The sequence below is a fragment of the Mycobacterium aquaticum genome (genome assembly GCF_002086485.1).
Lineage (GTDB): Bacteria > Actinomycetota > Actinomycetes > Mycobacteriales > Mycobacteriaceae > Mycobacterium > Mycobacterium aquaticum.
Genome location: NZ_MVHF01000022.1, coordinates 49,371 through 65,988, shown reverse-complemented (window position 1 = coordinate 65,988; position 16,618 = coordinate 49,371). Strand labels below are relative to the sequence as shown.

Genomic DNA, 16,618 nt, shown 5'->3' with positions numbered 1-16,618 from the left:
CGCTCGCCACAGATCGTCATCACCCGGTCCGGCGCCGCATCCGCGATCGTGTCGAGGACCTCACCGATGGTCCACTCACCCATCGCGGCGGCTAGGCCGACACCAGATGCCGGGCACCCGGCGCGGTCCGTTGCGGATCACCGAGGAGTTCGAGTGCGTTGTCACGCATGACCTTTCGGGTGTCTTCGTGGCTGAATTCCGGGAACTGCGGAATGTCTGCGGTGAACGTGGTCGGGTCGGCCAAGCCCTCGCCGTGCGGCCAGTCCGATCCGAAGAGGATCTTGTCGACGCCGATGGTGTCGGCGAGCAGTGACACGTCGTCTTCGTAGTACGGCGCGATCCACACGTGGGTGCGCAGCTGCTCGACCGGATCCTCCTTGAAGTGGTACGGCGCATTGTTGGCCGCCTTCTTCAGTCGTTTGATCAGCCGGTAGACGAAGTACGAGCCGTTCTCGATGCTGACGACCTTGAGCTCGGGATGTCGGGTGAACACCTGGTGCACGATCAATGAGGCCATGGTGTCGTGGATCGCCCGGTCATCGAGCAACACGTTGTCCAGCGGGTCACGCTTGCCGAACCCCTCGAACGTGGACTTGCCGCCCCACAGCGCCGAGATGGCCAGGTACCCGCTGTCGGAAAGGTGAAAGCCCACCGGCACACCGGCTTCGGCCAGCCGCGCCCACACTGGATCGTGCAACGGGTCACCCAGCGAGCGGGGCTTCACCACGCCCGGCACTGGAGCGGGACGCACAAGAACCAACTTCGCGCCGCGACCCAGCACGAATTCGACCTCTTCGACGGCTTTCTCGGGATCGGCCAGCGAAATGATGGGCGCCGAGACGATCCGGCCGTCGGGGCGGTCGAATCCCCAATCCTCGTCGAGCCACAAATTGAACGCGTGTACCGAGGCCATCGTGGCCTCGATATCGTGCTTGAGCCCCTCCTCGACCCCGCACGCGAAAGTCGGCAGCATGAACACGGTTTCCAGCCGCTGGCGGTCCAGCACTGTCACCCTGGCATCGCGGTTCTGATATTCGGGGTGTTCGGAAAGCCGGTCGACCTTCATCAGCGATGCGGGGTCGACGCCTTCGGGAATCTCGCCGCGGAACAACAGGTCCAGGCAGCCCGGTTCGATGGTCGGGTCGAAGGTCGGGTTGGGGATGAAGTGGTTGACCTTCTCCCCCATCATCGCCAAGGTGCGCTTGCCGTCGGCCACCATCTGCACGCCGCGGCGCTTGAATTCCTTGGGCAGGTGCCGGGTGAAGGCGTCGATCGGCTCGTAGTAGTGATTGTCGACGTCTACGGCCAAGTACGGCAGCCGGTCTGGGGCATCGGTCATGTCATCAACCTTTCAACCTTTCAGCCTTTCAGCGGCGGAAAATTCGGCGGTCGCTTCTCGAAGAACGCGGTGATGCCCTCGACAAGGTCGGGCCGGACCATCGACTCGTGCATGAGGCGTTCCGCGCGGCTGCTGACAGCGAGCACGTCATCGTGAGCATCGCCGTACAGCTGCCGTTTGATGACCGCCATCGACGCCGGCGAGCAGTTGCGGGCCAGGTCCTCGTCGTACTCCAGTGCTCGGCGCAGCAGATCCTCGGGCGCCACAACCTCTTTGACGAGGCCGAGTTGCGCGGCTTCCTCGGCAAGGAATGTGCGGCCGCTCAACAACAGGTCGGCCGCCGCGCCCCAGCCCGCCAACCGCGGGAGGATCCAGGTGATCCCGTACTCGCCGACCAAGCCCCGCCGCGGGAACGCGGTGGCGAACTTCGCGCCCGCGGCCGCGAACCGCACATCGCACATCAGGGCATGGGTCAGACCGATGCCGACGCACGCCCCGTTGATGGCGGCGACGACCGGCTTGCGCAGGGCGGTGAGGAAGTGCGGATGCCTCTCGCCGACGATCTTGCTGACGTCGGTGTCCTCGTTGATCGAGTCGCCAAGGGCCGCCATGGATCCCATGTACGCACCGGCACAGAACCCCCGACCGCTTCCCGTCAGTACGATGACGCGCACCGCCGGATCGGCTTCGGCGCGGTCGAAATTCGCGTACACCCCGGCGGAGATGTCAGCGCCCCAGGAGTTCAGCCGCTCGGGCCGGTTGAGCGTGAGGACTGCGACGCCGCTGTCGGTGACGTCGTAGAGCACCGCTTCGGCCACCGCCGGGTCACCCACAGAGCTGTCTGCAGCCACAGATACTGTATACCTATCGGTAGAGTATTCCGCAAGCCGCCGGACGGGCCTGCGACCAGCACAAAGGCCGCGCCAGAGAGCCGCAATTGCACCCCGGAAAATGCAGTCTCGATCTGGGCTTTCACGAGCCAGGCACGGACGCCGCGGGCAGAGCTGTGTGCCGGCTAGGTGAAGTCCGAGCCGCCGTCCACGTTGATGTTCGCCCCCGTCATGTAGGAATTGCGCCGCGAGGCCAAAAATGCTGCAACCGGGCCTATCTCGCCGGGCAGACCGGCCCTCGGCAGGTGAGCGGGATGTCCGAAATGCTCGTCGATCGCGGCCATCAGGCGGTACGGATCAGCGCCGTCGACACCGACCGATCGGGCCCAGCCCAGCAATGCCTCCGACGAGATGCTGCCCGGCGAAACGACATTGACCAGGATCTCGTCCTTGGCCAGCAACAGCGAGAGATTCTTGGAGACACTGTTCATCGCGGCCTTGGCGGCGGTGTACGCCGGCAGCCGGACACTCTGCCGCTGCGTCGAGTGTGCCGAAAAGTTCACGATCCGCGCCCAATCCGCGTTGCGGAGTAGCGGCAAGGCGGCCCGGACACATCGCACCATGCCCATCAGGCCGGCATCGAAGGCTTCCTGCCACTGCTCGTCGGTCAACTCCTCGACGGATCCGGCAGCGCCGGGGCCGACGGTGTTGACGAGCACGTTGAGTTCGCCGCCCCAGCGGTCACCGACCTCGGCGAACACCTTCTGCACCTGCGCCGCGTCGCACATGTCGGCGACGACGGGCACGGCGTCCGGTGAGCCACGGCCGATGAGATCGGCTGCGGCGGCGTCGAGTACGTCCTTGGAGCGCCCGACGATCGCCACCCGGGCACCGTCGTCGGCCAGGCATTGCGCGGTCGCGAGACCCATGCCCCGGCCACCGCCCACCACGACGGCGGCCGCGCCGGCGAACCCGAGATCCATCGGTCCGTCAGGAACCGGTCCAGTTCGGGGCACGCTTCTCGGCAAACGCCGTCGCACCTTCGATTGCGTCTTTTGACGTGAAGACAGGAGTGATCAACTCGCCCTGCTTCTTCCACATCTCGTCCTCGGACCAGCCTGCCGACTTGGTGATGATCTCCTTGGTCACCGCCACCGCGAGCGGGCCGTTCGCGGTGATCCGCTCGGCCAGTTCGAGAGCACCGGCCAAGGCCTCGCCCGGCTCGGTGAGCTTGTTGACGAAGCCCCACGCCGCAGCCTCCTCGGCGGTGAAGCTGTCGCCGGTGAGCGCCAGCTCGAGGGCCTTCTGGTACGGGATGCGCTTGGGTAGCCGCAGCAGACCACCGCCCGCGGCGACCAGACCACGCTTCACCTCGGGTATGCCGAACTTGGCCGCCTTGGAAGCCACCACGAGATCAGTGGCGAGAACGATCTCGGTGCCGCCCGCCAGCGCGTAACCTTCGACCGCGGCGATGAGCGGCTTGTGCGGCGGCTGTTCGGTGAACCCGATGCCGCGGCCCGGCACGTGGGGCACTTCCCCGGACGCGAACGCCTTCAGATCCATGCCGGCACAGAAGTTGCCGCCCGCGCCGGTGATGATCGCCACCGAGAGTTCCGCAGTGCCGTCAAGTTCGTCGACCGCATCGGCGAGCCCTTGGGCGACCGCGAGATTGAACGCGTTGCGGGCCTCCGGCCGATTGATCGTGATGACGAGCGTCCGCCCGTGACGCTCCCGCAGAACTACCTCTGACACCAGTGCCCCTCACAGCTCGCGGTCCAATACTCCGGAAAAGCCTACTATATGGATTACAGTAAAAGGGCGGCTGACCGCCCGCCACCGCCCAGCGACGGCCCGGACACCACCGCAGGGCAAAGCTACGGGAGGTCTACCGGTAAGGTTGACGGTGACAATACCCGCAAGACACGCGCCGGTAGGCGCAGTTCAGGTGGCAGCTGACGGTAAATTCGGCGGCGTTGACCCGCGGCGCAGGACCTGCCCGAGCAGTATCGATTTCGATGGAGGTGTCCGCAGTGGCAAAGCAACCGACCGCGGAGAAGCGTCAGCGCCGCGAACGAGGATCCATCAACCCCGACGACATCATCGCCGGCGCTTTCGAACTCGCCGAGCAGGTCTCGATCGACAACCTGAGCATGCCGCTGCTCGGTAAACACCTCGGCGTCGGTGTCACGAGCATCTACTGGTACTTCCGCAAGAAGGACGATCTGCTCAACGCGATGACCGACCGCGCATTGCGCGAATTCGTCGTTGCGACGCCGTATGTGGAGGCCAAGGATTGGCGTGAGTCACTCGCCAACCACGCGCGGACCATGCGCAAGGCGTTCATGGGCAACCCGATCCTGTGCGATCTGATCCTGATCAGGTCGGCACTGAGTCCGCGAGCCGCGCGGCTGGGTGTCCAGGAGATGGAAACCGCGATCAGCGGTCTGGTCGAGGCCGGACTCTCGGTCGAGGATGCCTTCGACACCTATTCGGCGGTATCCGTGCATGTCCGCGGATCGGTGGTGCTGCACCGGCTCTACGAGAAGAACCGGGCCAACGACAACGCCCCGGGCGACTACGAAGAGACCATGGTGATCGATCCCGAGAGCGCGCCCCTGATCGCGCAGGTGACCGGTGAAGGCCACCGGATCGGTGCTGCCGACGAGAAGAACTTCGAGTACGGCCTTGAGTGCATCCTCGACCACGCCGCGCGGTTGATCGAACAGGGCGCCAAGCCTGCCAAGAAGGCGCAGGCCCGGCGCAAGGCGGTCTGACTCCGTCGGCTACACCTCGATGACGACCGCGCCGCCCTGCCCGCCGCCCGCGCACATGGCGGCGACACCGATGCCACCACCACGGCGCTGCAGCTCGTAGACCAACGTGGTGACCATGCGTGCACCCGAGGCAGCGATGGGATGTCCCAGGCTGCAGCCGCTTCCGGAGAAGTTGACCAATTCCTCGTCGAGACCATATTCGCGAACCGCCGCGATCGGGACCGATGCGAAGGCCTCGTTGATCTCCCACAAGGCGACGTCAGAAGGCTTGAGCCCGGCCCGGTCCAGCACTTTGCCGATCACCTTGACCCCACCGAGGCCGGTGTCGCGCGCCGCGACACCGACTGCGGCCCATGCCTTCACGGTGGCCAGCACACCGAGCTGCTCGGCTGCGGCGTAGTCCGCATCGACGAGCGCGACAGCAGCGGCAGCATCGTTTGTGCCGCTGCTGTTGCCCGCGGTGATGGAGAACCCTTCGATCTCCGGGTGCAGGACCTTGAGCTCCGCCAACTTCTCGGCAGTCGTGCCGCGGCGCGGGTGTTCGTCAACGCTGAACTCGATGACCGAGCCGTCCGGCTGGGTCACCTTCAACGGCACGATCTCGTCGACAAACCGGCCTTCGTCGATCGCGGCGACGGCACGTTGATGCGACCGGGCCGCCCACGCGTCCATCTCCTCACGGGTGATCCCGGCGGCCTGCGCAGTGTTCCACCCCACGGTGATCGACATGTCCCGCATCGGCGCGTCCGGAGTCTCCACGTGGGTGGGCGTCATCCAGGGCTCGATGAAGGTCAGCTCCGGCCCCGGCACCCGCCACTTCATCAGCGGGGACGACGACAACGACTGCACACCTCCTGCCACCAGGACGCGTTCCATGCCGGAGCCGATCTGCGCCGACGCGTTGCCGATCGCGGTGAGGCTGCCCGCGCAGTGCCGGTTCACCGACTGCCCCGGCACCGACTCCCAGCCCAAGGCGTCTGCCGCATAGCGCGCGATGTCGCCCCCGCCGTAATTCGATTCCGCGAAGATCAGGTCATCGATGGCCTCGGGAGCGATCCCGGCACGACGCACGACCTCGGGCAGGACGGTGGCGATCAGGGTCTCGGGGGGCGTGTTGACCAAAGTGCCCTTGAAAGACCGACCGATGGCGGTGCGGGCAGCACCGACGATGACGGGTGTCGGCATGTTTCCACCTTTACGATATCGATTGATAGTGTAAACGTAGCACGTACCGCGGGCATCGCGACACGAGGTTGGCTACTGCGGCTCCGGAACGTGGAAATGCGCGTCGCGCATCCGGAACGCCTCTTTCGTTCCGTGCTCGGCGCGCGTCTTGACGAAATTGAACTCACCGGGCGAGAACTGCAGGTTGGTTCCGTACGCGTGGAAGAGATAACTCGCGACTTCCTCGCCCTGGTAGGCCTGACTCTGCTCCACCAGCCGGAACGCTTCCTTGGCGATGACGACACCGTCGGCAGGCATCTTGGCCGCCTTGGCCGCCCAGTACCGCGCCCTTGCCGCAACCTGGTCGGCATCACACGTGTCGGTGAAGATGCCCAGGTGCTCGATCGCCCCGGCCTCGATGATGTCGCCGGTGAGCAGCATGCGCCGGGCCAACACCGGGCCGAGGCGATGGAAGAACATGTGCAGACTGCCCAACGCAGGGCCGAGGAACCGCGTGGCAGGCATGCCGATCTTGGTGTCGCGCGCGATCACGGAGATGTCCGTCATCAACGCCATCTCGAACCCTCCACCGAGCGCGTAGCCGCCGATCTCCCCCACCGTGACCTTCGGGAAGCCCATGAAGTTGTGGTAGAACCCAAATGTCTTGCGGTCCACTGTCAATCGCCGGCGCTGACTGGGCCTGCCCGTGGTAGCCTGCGTACCTTTCTCGCCGTACCAACCGTAGGCGTTGTTCATGTCCGCCCCGGCGCTGAAGACGCCCTCGGCACCCCGTAGCACCACCACGGTGAGGTCGTCGTCTTCGGCGACGAGGTCCAGGTGGCGTGCGACCGCGTCGCGCATGGCGGCATCGTAGGAATTGCGCTGTTCGGGGTTGTTGAACGTGATGGTCGCGATGCGGTGGTCCGCGTCGACCTCGAAGAGCACCCGGTCATCGGTCATGCGAAATCAGCCTCGCTTCAATGGTTTTGCCCGTTCCGGCGGCCGGCGTGATCCGCAGGCCCACGCGACGTCGTCCTCGGCAAAGGTGTCGAGCAGGCGTTGGCGCTCACGCAAGGCCGCATGCCCTTCCATCGGCGACCCTTCCTTGCTAACTTGTACAGAATGTAACTGCATCACCTACTGTAGGGTCAACGGTATAGCCCTGGAAAGGCTCGCACACAGGTGATCACCACAGCCCGCGACGGCGCCGTCCTACGCATCACTATTGACCGCCCGGACCGGCGTAATTCGTTGGACCACAGCATGATCGACACCATGACGGCCACCCTGACCGCCGCGGCCTCCGACGACTCACTGCGGGCAGTGGCCATCACAGGCGCAGGCGGAGACTTCTGTGCCGGTGCCGATTGGATCGCCACCAACAGCACCGGCGGCCGCCCCCGTTCCGGAAATCTGGTGCGGCGTATCCCGCATGGCGCACACCGGATCATCGAACTGGTCGCGACCATCCAACTGCCGGTCGTGTCCGCAGTGAAAGGCTGGGCGGTCGGACTCGGCTGCAACCTGGCACTGGCCGCCGATTTCACCGTCGCCGAGCACGGTGCGACCTTCTGGGAACCGTTCCTGAGCCGCGGTTTCAGCCCCGATTCGGGAGCGACGTGGTTGCTGCCGCGACTGGCCGGCCTGGCCCGCGCCAAACGCATGCTGCTCCTGGGCGAGAAGATCACCGGAACTCAGGCCGCCGACTGGGGCCTCATCCACGACGCAGTGCCCGCCGACGACGTCGACGCCGTCGCAGACGCATTGCTGACCCAGCTGGTCGCCGGGCCGACGGTGGCCCTGGGCCTGGCCAAGCAGGCCATCGCCTATGGCCAGCACGCCACGCTGGGCCAGTCCATGAACCAGGAACTGTTCAACCTTGAGCTTGCCTGCCGCACCAGTGATTTCAAGGAGGGCCTGGCCGCCTTCCGAGAGCAGCGAGACCCCGACTTCCAAGGGCGCTAGACACCGGCAGTGAGGAACTCAATTGTCCTATGACACCATCAAGTACGAGGTAGACAGCCACACGGCAACCATCACACTGAACCGTCCCGACGCCCTCAACGCACTGTCGCCGCACATGATCACCGAACTGCGCGCCGCCTACGACCAAGCCGAGGGCGACGACGACGTCTGGCTGATGATCGTCACCGGTAGTGGGCGGGCGTTCTGCACCGGCGCGGACGTCAAAGAGATCCCCGACGACGGCAGAGTCATCTACGAGCGGCCTTACCTGTCCACCTACGACCAGTGGGAGGCGCCCCAGGAGGGCACTCCCCCGTTTCGCCGGATGGCCAAGCCGGTCCTGGCGGCGATCAACGGAATCTGTTGCGGCGCAGGACTTGACTGGGTGACGACGGGAGACATCGTGATCGCCTCTGAGCGGGCGACATTCTTCGACCCCCATGTGAGCATCGGCCTGGTCGCCGCCCGCGAGATGGTCCGTCTGGCCCGCGCACTGCCCCGATCGGTCGCGTTGCGGATGGCGTTGATGGGCAAACACGAGCGGATGAGCGCCGAGCGGGCCTACGAGCTGGGCATGATCACCGAAGTGCTCGAGCACGACCAGCTGCTGCAGCGTGCCCATGAGATCGCCGACATCGTGAACTCCAATGCGCCGCTGGCCGTTCGGGGTACGCGGCTGGCCATCCACAAGACACTGGACCTGCCGCTGCTCGAAGGCGAAATCCTGGCCGAGACGTTCCGTGAACGCGTGGTGCGCACCGAGGACGCGCTCGAGGGGCCGCGGGCGTTCGTGGAGAAGCGCAAGCCCAACTGGCAGGCCCGGTGATGGAAACGTTGCTCGTCGACTTCGACCATGAATCACGCGTCGCGACGGTCACGCTGAACCGTCCCGAAGCGCTGAACTCCTTCAACCGCACGATGTGTGAGGAGATGCGCGATGTCTGGCGCACCGTCAAGGCAGACGAAGACATCAATGCCGTGGTACTACGGGCGGCCGGAGACCGGGCGTTCAGCGCCGGGCTGGATGTGAAATCCAGTTACGGGCAACCGAATGTCGTGTGGAACCACGAGGACCCGGGTGAGCTGTTGAGCCCGAAGTGGCAGAAGATGTGGAAACCGGTGGTGTGCGCCGTGCAGGGCATGTGCACGGCCGGTGCGCTCTATTTCGTCAACGAAGCAGACGTGGTGATCTGTTCGACCGACGCGACATTCTTCGACTCCCATGTGAGCGCGGGGTTGGTGTCCGCGCTGGAGCCGGTCGGCTTGATGCGCCGCATCGGATTGGGCGACACCCTGCGGATGGCGTTGATGGGAAATGACGAACGGGTCGGGGCCGAAACCGCGCTGCGCATCGGCCTGGTCACCGAAGTGGTCGCCCGCGACGCTCTTTGGGAACGTGCCCAGGAAATCGCCGCGACCATCGCCACCAAACCCCCGACCGCCACCCAGGGCACGGTGAAAGCCATCTGGGAGTCACTGGACAAGCCGTACCGGGCCGCCATGGATCAGGGCCTCATCTACACCCGGCTGGGCAATCCGATCGCCAAGGCCGAGATGACCGCTCGTCCCTTCGCCCAGACCCCGCCACGGCTCCGGTGATGCCACATCCGTTGTCCCGCCGCATCACTCACGTGCTCGACCTACAACCGCAGGCCCGGGCCATAGAGTACGACGGCACCTGGTGCAACTGGGGCGAGCTCGCCACGCTGGCCCGACAGATCGGCAAGGCCACCGGCACGGCCCGCGTCGGAATCCTGCTCCGCAACCAGCCTGCCCACGTCGCAGCGGTGCTCGGAGTGCTCGAGGCCGGCGGTACGGTCGTGGTGATCAACCCGTCGCGCGGTGACGATCGCACCCGTGCCGACATCGCGACACTCGGCCTTCCCGTGGTGGTCGGGCTGGCCTCCGACATCGCCGGCCTGCTGACCCCGTCGCCTCACACCACGGTCGTGCGCATCTCCGACCTCAGCACTGCGCCGACGGTCACGGTGCCGGCCGCGCTCGCTGTCGACTCCGGCCGCCCCGGAGTCGCGGTGTGGATGCTGACCAGCGGCACCACCGGTCCGCCGAAACGCGTCGACCTCACCTACGACATGCTGGCCCGCAGTGTCATGGGCCGTGACCCCGAGAGCGCCGCTGCGCCAACCGCGTTACGACGTGGCGTGGCGATCGTCAACTCGCCCCTCGTGCACGTCGGCGGGGTGTTCCGGGTGCTGTTGTGCATCGCCGAGGCACGCCCGTTCGTCCTACTGCCCAAGTTTGAGCTCGACCGCTGGGCCGACGCCGTGCGCGAGCACCGACCACACGCCGTGTCGCTGGTTCCGGCAGCGCTGCGCATGGTGCTGCATTCGGACCTGACCCGTGAGCACCTCGCCGGTATCCGGGCGGTCACCTCGGGAACCGCGCCTTTGTCGGCCGACGACGCCGACGCCTTCACCGAGAAGTTCGGCATCCCGGTGCTGACGTCCTATGCCGCCACCGAGTTCGGCGGCGGCGTGGCGGGCTGGACCTTGGCCGACCACGAGAAGTACTGGCGCACCAAGCGGGGCAGCGTCGGCCGCGCCAATCCGGGCGCGCGATTGCGGGTGGTCGATCACAACGGCATCCCACGGGCGCCCGGACAGCAGGGTCTGCTTGAGGTGATACCCGCCCAGGTAGACGCCACCGAGTGGATGCGCACCACCGACCTGGCCCGGATCGACGCCGACGGGTTCGTGTGGATTCTGGGCCGGGCCGATCAGGCGATCATCCGCGGCGGATTCAAGATCATGCCCGACGACGTGCGGGCCGCTCTGGAGAGCCACCCGGCGGTGCGAGGCGCCGCGGTGATCGGCGTGAGCGACGGACGCCTCGGCGAAACACCCGTCGCCATGGTCGAATTGCACGGGAGCGCCACGGTGCCCGAACTCTTCGATTTCCTGCAGGGCCGACTCGCCCGCTACGAGATCCCCACCGCCATGGCCCTCGTCGAGGCGATTCCCAGAACCCCGTCGGGCAAGCCCGATCTCGTTGCGGTGCGCGAGCATTTCACCGGCGGGTGAGCGCCCGGCCGATGTGCGGGATCACTCCTGACACCACCGCACACATGATCGCCAGCGATGCGGTTCGGACCATTCGCAGCACATGTGGTGGGCGCGGCGGGCTTGTCGCGGCTCGAACTCCGTGATGATGCGGTCACCGTCGTACCGCGTGACCGCTTCATCGGCTTGCAGGTCGACACCGAGCCTTTTCGCCTGCAGTGGCAGCGTGCTGATCGAATACTTGCGACGCGCCTCGGGGTACTTGTCGAACACCTGCCAGACTTCGGTGAAGAACTCGACATCGACCGCCGGACCGGCAATCTCGTCGTCGCCACAACACATGGCAGCCTCCCTGGGTGGTAACTGTGGGCTCACTGAAAATATCCACTCCGACCAGTGGGCAGCACGAGTAGTCCGCTACTCGACTTGCGTGCGTGCGGCTCGAGAGTTCACACGACGGCGTTGGCCCGCAGCTCGGCGATTCGCGCTGCGTCATAGCCGATCTCACCGAGTACCTCGTCGGTGTGCTCGCCGAGCAACGGTGCACGCCTGCGGATCGAGCCCGGTGTCGCCGACATCCGGAACGGTGTTTCGATGATGGGGACGTCGCGGGAGGCTCCCGGAAACGATATCCGATGAAGGTAGCCCATGGCCCGCACATGGGGGTCGTCGAGCACGTCTTGGGTCGAATGCAGAGGTGCCGCAGGCATTTTGGCTGCTTCCAGCAGTGCCAGCACCTCCGCCTTGGTTTTGTCGGCACACCAGTCGGCCATGATGTCGTTGAGGATGTCCCCGTTGGCCCACCTGGTGTCGTCGTCGGCGAAGCGCGGGTCGTCGAACAACTCGTCCCGGCCGACCAGCCGGCACCACCGTTTGAACATGGGCTGACCGGCAACCTGCAGCAGCACCCACTGCCTGTCGGCGGTGCGGTAGAGATCGCACGGCGCCACCGAGGCACCGCGGTTGCCCATCCTGGGTTTGTCGACCTGCAACAGGTCCCGCTCGATCAGGAACGCGTTGGACAACATGAGCGCGGTCGGCAACAGCGCACCCTCGACATGCTGCCCTTCACCAGTCCGATCCCGGTGATAGAGCGCCATCATCACCCCGATCGTCAGGGTCAACGCCGTCCCGAAATCCGCGTAGGGCACCACCGTTCGAATCGGCAGCTCCGGCAGACCTTGCCGATAGACCGCACCGGACATCACCTGCCCGGCACCGTCGAACCCGATCTTGTCGCTGTACGGGCCCCCTTCGCCGTAGGCGGTGGCGCTGGCCAGGATGATGTCCGGCTTGACCGTTCTGAGGGTTTCGTAGTCCAGACCGCTGGCCCGCATGCCCGCCGCAGGCATGTTGGCGATGACGATGTCGGACCGGGCCACCAGACGCCGGGTGATCTCCGCGCCGTCGGGCGTCGTCGAATCCAGGGTGAGCGAGCGCTTGTTGCGATTGCACTGCAGAAACGTGCCGCCCTCACCGCCTTCGGTGACGGCCTGCACCCACCGGTCCTCGCCGCCCTCACGCTTCTCCACCCGCAACACGTCGGCGCCCATGTCCGCCAGGATCGCGCTGCACCACGGCGCGGCGATGAACCGGCCGTAGTCGAGAACTCGAATCCCGTCGAGAACGCCTGGCATTCACTGACCTTTCACTCGAGTGTCCGTGCCTCTACTCCAAGACGCCCATGCGCTCCAGGTGGTCGCCGAGCGGCTTGGATGCTGCGCACAGATGCTCGGCCATGGCGTCGCGGGCCGAATCCCCGTCGCGTGCCTTGAGGGCGGCCAGGATCCGGCGGTGATCATGGGTGGACTGCTCCGGCCAACCTTCCACCGTGGGGTAGACCGATTCCAGGGCGTAGCGGGTGATCTGGGACATCAGCTGCGCCAGCTTCGGCGACTCCGCCGCCCGGTTCACGCCCCGATGGAACGCATGGTTGAGCCGGACGGCCCGCTCATGGTCGTTGTGTGCATACGCGTCTTCCAATTCCCGCTGGATCCGGTCAAGTTCGTCGAGCTGGCCATCGGTGATCTGGCCTGCCGCACGGGCGGCCAACTGGCCGCCGATGTGGGCCTGCACGCCCGCCACATCGTCGATGTCCCGACGGGTGACGGGCAGCACCAGGAACCCGCGCCGGGGTTGTTGGGTGAGCAGACCCTCGGCGCGCAGTCCGAACAGTGCTTCGCGCACGGGCGTGACGCTGATGCCGAGTTCGGCCGCGAGCTGCTCGAGGCGGATGAACTTTCCCGACGGGTACGTGCCGTCGAAGATCCGCCGGCGGATGAGACGCGCGACATCCTCGGCAAGCTGTGGGCGCGAAGCGAAATCGGGAACGGTCACGGTTCAGATCCGATAGTCGGACAGCAGCCGCTTGCTGATGATGTTCTTCTGGATCTCGCTGGTGCCCTCGCCGATCAGCAGGAACGGTGCGTCGCGCATCAACCGCTCGATCTCGTACTCCTTGGAGTAGCCGTAGCCACCGTGGATCCGGAAACTCTGCTGCGTTACCTCCGAGCAGAATTCACTGGCCAGGTACTTGGCCATACCGGCGGCCACGTCGTTGCGTTCACCGGAGTCCTTGAGCCGGGCAGCGTTGACCATCATGAGGTGGGCGGCTTCGACTTTCGTTGCCATCTCTGCCAATTGGAATGCGACGGCCTGGTGCTCGGCGATCGGCCTACCGAAGGTCTGACGCTGCTGGGCGTAGCGCACCGCGAGTTCGAAGGCCCGGATGCCGACGCCGCAGGCGCGGGCAGACACGTTGACGCGGCCGACCTCGACGCCGTCCATCATCTGGAAGAACCCTTGGCCGGTGACGCCACCGAGGACGTCATCGGCAGCGGCGCGGTAGCCGTCGAAGATCAGCTCGGTGGTGTCGATACCCTTGTAGCCGAGCTTGTCGAGCTTTCCCGGAATGGTCAGCCCCGCAACCACTTCCCCGAAACCGGTGGGCTTCTCCACCAGGAATGCGGTGAGGTTGCGGTGTGGCTTGTCCGCGCCTTCGTCGGTACGTACCAGCGTTGCCACGAGCGTCGAACTACCACCATTGGTGAGCCACATCTTCTGGCCGTCGATGACGTAGTCACCGTTGCTCTGCTTGATGGCACGGGTACGGATCGCGGCGATGTCGGAGCCCAGCTCGGGTTCGGACATCGAGAACGCACCACGGGTTTCCCCGGTGGCCATGCGCGGCAGGAACTTCTGCTTCTGGGCGTCGGTGCCGTGCTGCCGGATCATGTAGGCCACGATGAAGTGGGTGTTGATCACGCCGGACACGCTCATCCACCCGCGGGCCAGTTCCTCGACGCACAGCGCGTACGTGAGCAGCGATTCGCCGAGGCCGCCGTACTCCTCGGGGATCATCAGTCCGAACAGACCCATCTCTTTCATCTGATCGACGATGGCCTGCGGGTAGGTGTCGGAATGCTCCAGCTCCTGGGCGGTCGGGATCACTTCCTTGTCGACGAATTGCCTTACCGTCGAGACGATCTCGGTTTGGAACTCGGTGAGCCCCAGGGTTTGCGCAAGCCTGGTCACGATGCCACCCTTTCGAACACGGCGGCCAGCCCCTGCCCGCCACCTATGCACATGGTCTCCAGGCCGAAGCGCGCGTCGCGGCGCTGCAGTTCCCGCGCGAGCGTCGCCAGCATCCGACCTCCGGTGGCCCCGACCGGGTGGCCCAGCGAGATGCCCGAGCCGTGCACGTTGATGCGCTCGTGGTCAGCCGCCCCGAACTGCCATACCTTCATCACCGCGAGCGCCTGCGCGGCGAAGGCCTCGTTGAGTTCGATGAGGTCGATATCCGAAAGATCCAGCCCGGCCTTGGTCAGTGCGGACTCGGTCGCAGGCACCGGGCCGATACCCATCACGTTGGGCGCGACCCCGGCCACACCCCAGGACACCAGCCGCACCAGCGGGGTCAGACCCAGTTCGGCAGCCTTGTCCGGTGTGGCGACGATGCACATCGACGCCGCGTCGTTCTGGCCGCTGGAATTGCCCGCGGTCACCGTGGCGTCCGGGTCTTGTTTGAGCAGAACGGGTTTGAGCTTGGCCAGCGCCTCGACCGTGGTGTCGGCGCGTGGGTGTTCATCGGTGCTGATGACGGTGTCGCCTTTCCGCGAGCGGACGGTAACCGGAATGATCTCCTCGGCCAGTACACCGGCGGTCTGCGCAGCCACCGCACGTTGATGCGACCGCACCGCGAGCTCATCCTGTTCGGCGCGCGTGATGCCGTACTCACGACGTAGGTTTTCCGCTGTCTCCAGCATGCCGCCGGGCACCGGGTAGAACTGCCCACCCGCGGTGGTACGTCCGCGCGCGAGCCCGTCGTGGATCTGCACGCCGCCACGGGATCCGCCCCACCGCATGTCGGTGGAGTAGAACGCGACGTTGCTCATGCTCTCGGTGCCACCGGCCACGACGAGATCGTTGTCACCGCTGCGCACCTGCAGGCACGCCTGGATCACGGCCTGAAGACCGGAACCGCAGCGCCGGTCGACCTGCATGCCCGGAACGGTCACCGGTAGACCCGCATCCAGTGCCACCACCCGGCCGATCGCGGGGGCGTCGCTGTTCGGGTAGCAGTGGCCGAGGATCACGTCCTGCACCGCCTCCGGTGCGACGCCGGTGCGTTCCAGCAGACCCGTGAGCGCCGCGACGCCGAGTTCGACGGCGGACAGCGACGCGAACACGCCGCCGTAGCGGCCGATCGGCGTGCGAACCGGTTCGCAGATGACGGCGTCGCGCGCACTCACACGTATCGCCCGCCGGTCACCTCGAGCACTGTGCCGGTCATGTACGACGACAGATCACTGGCCAGGAACAGCGCGACCTTGGCGACCTCGTCGGGTTCGCCTGCGCGGCCCATCGGTACCTCGGCGAGCTTCTGGTCCCAAATACGTTGCGGCATGGCCTCGGTCATCGCCGAGCGGATCAGGCCGGGCTGAATCGCGTTGACTCGCACGCCCAGATGTGCCAGTTCCTTGGCTGCGGCCTTCGTCATGCCGACGATGCCGGCCTTGGCTGCCGAATAGTTGGTCTGGCCGATCAGGCCGACCTTGCCGGAGATCGACGACATGTTCACGATCGCGCCGCGCTTGTTCTCCCGCATGATCGCCGCGGCCGACTTGGTGCCGTTCCAGGTGCCCTTCAGGTGCACGGCGATGACCTGATCGAACTGGTCCTCGGTCATCTTGCGCAACGTCGCATCCCGAGTGATGCCTGCGTTGTTGACCATGATGTCCAGACCGCCGAACCGCTGCACGGCGGCTTGCACAAGGGCTTCGACGTCGGCAGACGAGGTCACATCACACCGGACCGCGGCGGCCACCTCGGGGCCACCGAGCTGGGCGGCCGCCGCTTGGGTCGCCTCCAGGTTGAGATCCCCGAGCACCACCCGGGCACCCTCGTCGACGAACCGCTGCGCGATGGCCAGGCCAAGGCCCTGAGCACCGCCGGTCACCACCGCAGTCTGGCCGGTAAGCAATGACACCTGATCACCTAACTCTCGCTCGTGGGGCTCCATCAGCG

At 65.9% G+C, this 16,618-nt stretch carries 17 protein-coding genes; 5 read left to right on the top strand and 12 right to left on the bottom strand.

All coding sequences use genetic code 11. The features are described from left to right. Nucleotides 1-91 precede the first annotated feature (91 nt). The 4 genes from BST13_RS20830 to BST13_RS20815 form a co-directional block, all read right to left on the bottom strand. The gene (locus BST13_RS20830) at nt 92-1,339 is read right to left on the bottom strand and encodes an amidohydrolase family protein (RefSeq protein ID WP_083165919.1); all 1,248 of its coding nucleotides are present in this window, start codon (nt 1,337-1,339) and stop codon (nt 92-94) included. 20 nt (nt 1,340-1,359) lie between these two features. Beyond that, nucleotides 1,360-2,190 carry an enoyl-CoA hydratase gene (locus tag BST13_RS20825; RefSeq protein ID WP_083165918.1) on the bottom strand — a complete coding sequence of 277 codons (831 nt, stop codon included), beginning with the start codon at nt 2,188-2,190 and terminating at the stop codon, nt 1,360-1,362. A 164-nt stretch (nt 2,191-2,354) separates the two neighbouring features. Continuing rightward, complete coding sequence (locus tag BST13_RS20820) at nt 2,355-3,152, bottom strand: SDR family NAD(P)-dependent oxidoreductase (RefSeq protein ID WP_083165917.1); 798 nt, start codon at nt 3,150-3,152, stop codon at nt 2,355-2,357. Between the two features lie 7 nt (nt 3,153-3,159). Then, the gene (locus tag BST13_RS20815) at nt 3,160-3,921 is read right to left on the bottom strand and encodes a crotonase/enoyl-CoA hydratase family protein (protein WP_083165916.1); all 762 of its coding nucleotides are present in this window, start codon (nt 3,919-3,921) and stop codon (nt 3,160-3,162) included. Between the two features lie 278 nt (nt 3,922-4,199). Between BST13_RS20815 and BST13_RS20810 the strand changes: the two genes are divergently transcribed. Further along, the gene (locus BST13_RS20810; protein ID WP_083165915.1) at nt 4,200-4,943 is read left to right on the top strand and encodes a TetR/AcrR family transcriptional regulator; all 744 of its coding nucleotides are present in this window, start codon (nt 4,200-4,202) and stop codon (nt 4,941-4,943) included. Nucleotides 4,944-4,952: 9 nt separating this feature from the next. Here BST13_RS20810 and BST13_RS20805 read toward each other — a convergent pair whose 3' ends face one another. Further along, complete coding sequence (locus BST13_RS20805) at nt 4,953-6,128, bottom strand: thiolase family protein (protein ID WP_083165914.1); 1,176 nt, start codon at nt 6,126-6,128, stop codon at nt 4,953-4,955. Nucleotides 6,129-6,200: 72 nt separating this feature from the next. Further along, on the bottom strand, nt 6,201-7,067 hold the full coding sequence (locus tag BST13_RS20800; RefSeq protein WP_083165913.1) for an enoyl-CoA hydratase/isomerase family protein: 867 nt from the start codon (nt 7,065-7,067) through the stop codon (nt 6,201-6,203). Nucleotides 7,068-7,289: 222 nt separating this feature from the next. On the opposite strand from BST13_RS20800, the gene BST13_RS20795 reads away from it, so the two are divergent. Genes BST13_RS20795 through BST13_RS20780 form a run of 4 tightly spaced genes read left to right on the top strand, consistent with a single transcriptional unit; the run spans nt 7,290 to nt 11,113 of the window. Then, a complete protein-coding gene (locus BST13_RS20795; RefSeq protein ID WP_083165912.1) occupies nt 7,290-8,072 on the top strand; it encodes an enoyl-CoA hydratase/isomerase family protein in 783 nt (260 codons plus the stop codon). 22 nt (nt 8,073-8,094) lie between these two features. Further along, entirely contained in the window at nt 8,095-8,898 is an 804-nt protein-coding gene (locus tag BST13_RS20790) for an enoyl-CoA hydratase/isomerase family protein (RefSeq protein WP_083165911.1), read from the top strand. Continuing rightward, nucleotides 8,898-9,671, top strand: a complete 774-nt coding sequence (locus tag BST13_RS20785; protein ID WP_083165910.1) for an enoyl-CoA hydratase/isomerase family protein — start codon at nt 8,898-8,900, stop codon at nt 9,669-9,671. Before BST13_RS20790 ends, BST13_RS20785 begins: the two co-directional genes overlap by 1 nt. Next, the gene (locus BST13_RS20780; protein ID WP_083165909.1) at nt 9,671-11,113 is read left to right on the top strand and encodes a class I adenylate-forming enzyme family protein; all 1,443 of its coding nucleotides are present in this window, start codon (nt 9,671-9,673) and stop codon (nt 11,111-11,113) included. The genes BST13_RS20785 and BST13_RS20780 overlap by 1 nt, the downstream gene beginning before the upstream one ends. Before the next feature lie 21 nt (nt 11,114-11,134). Here BST13_RS20780 and BST13_RS20775 read toward each other — a convergent pair whose 3' ends face one another. The 6 genes from BST13_RS20775 to fabG form a co-directional block, all read right to left on the bottom strand. Beyond that, nucleotides 11,135-11,434, bottom strand: coding sequence for a hypothetical protein (locus tag BST13_RS20775; RefSeq protein ID WP_083165908.1), 300 nt, complete (start codon nt 11,432-11,434; stop codon nt 11,135-11,137). Between the two features lie 107 nt (nt 11,435-11,541). Next, complete coding sequence (locus BST13_RS20770; RefSeq protein ID WP_083165907.1) at nt 11,542-12,729, bottom strand: CaiB/BaiF CoA transferase family protein; 1,188 nt, start codon at nt 12,727-12,729, stop codon at nt 11,542-11,544. Between the two features lie 31 nt (nt 12,730-12,760). Further along, a complete protein-coding gene (locus BST13_RS20765; protein WP_083165906.1) occupies nt 12,761-13,429 on the bottom strand; it encodes a GntR family transcriptional regulator in 669 nt (222 codons plus the stop codon). Nucleotides 13,430-13,432: 3 nt separating this feature from the next. Then, nucleotides 13,433-14,626: an acyl-CoA dehydrogenase family protein gene (locus BST13_RS20760; protein ID WP_083165905.1), complete on the bottom strand. Its 1,194-nt coding sequence runs from the start codon at nt 14,624-14,626 to the stop codon at nt 13,433-13,435. Continuing rightward, complete coding sequence (locus BST13_RS20755) at nt 14,623-15,843, bottom strand: acetyl-CoA C-acetyltransferase (protein ID WP_083165904.1); 1,221 nt, start codon at nt 15,841-15,843, stop codon at nt 14,623-14,625. Before BST13_RS20755 ends, BST13_RS20760 begins: the two co-directional genes overlap by 4 nt. Then, nucleotides 15,840-16,613 carry a 3-oxoacyl-ACP reductase FabG gene (gene fabG / locus BST13_RS20750; RefSeq protein WP_170064310.1) on the bottom strand — a complete coding sequence of 258 codons (774 nt, stop codon included), beginning with the start codon at nt 16,611-16,613 and terminating at the stop codon, nt 15,840-15,842. The genes BST13_RS20755 and fabG overlap by 4 nt, the downstream gene beginning before the upstream one ends. Nucleotides 16,614-16,618 lie beyond the last annotated feature (5 nt).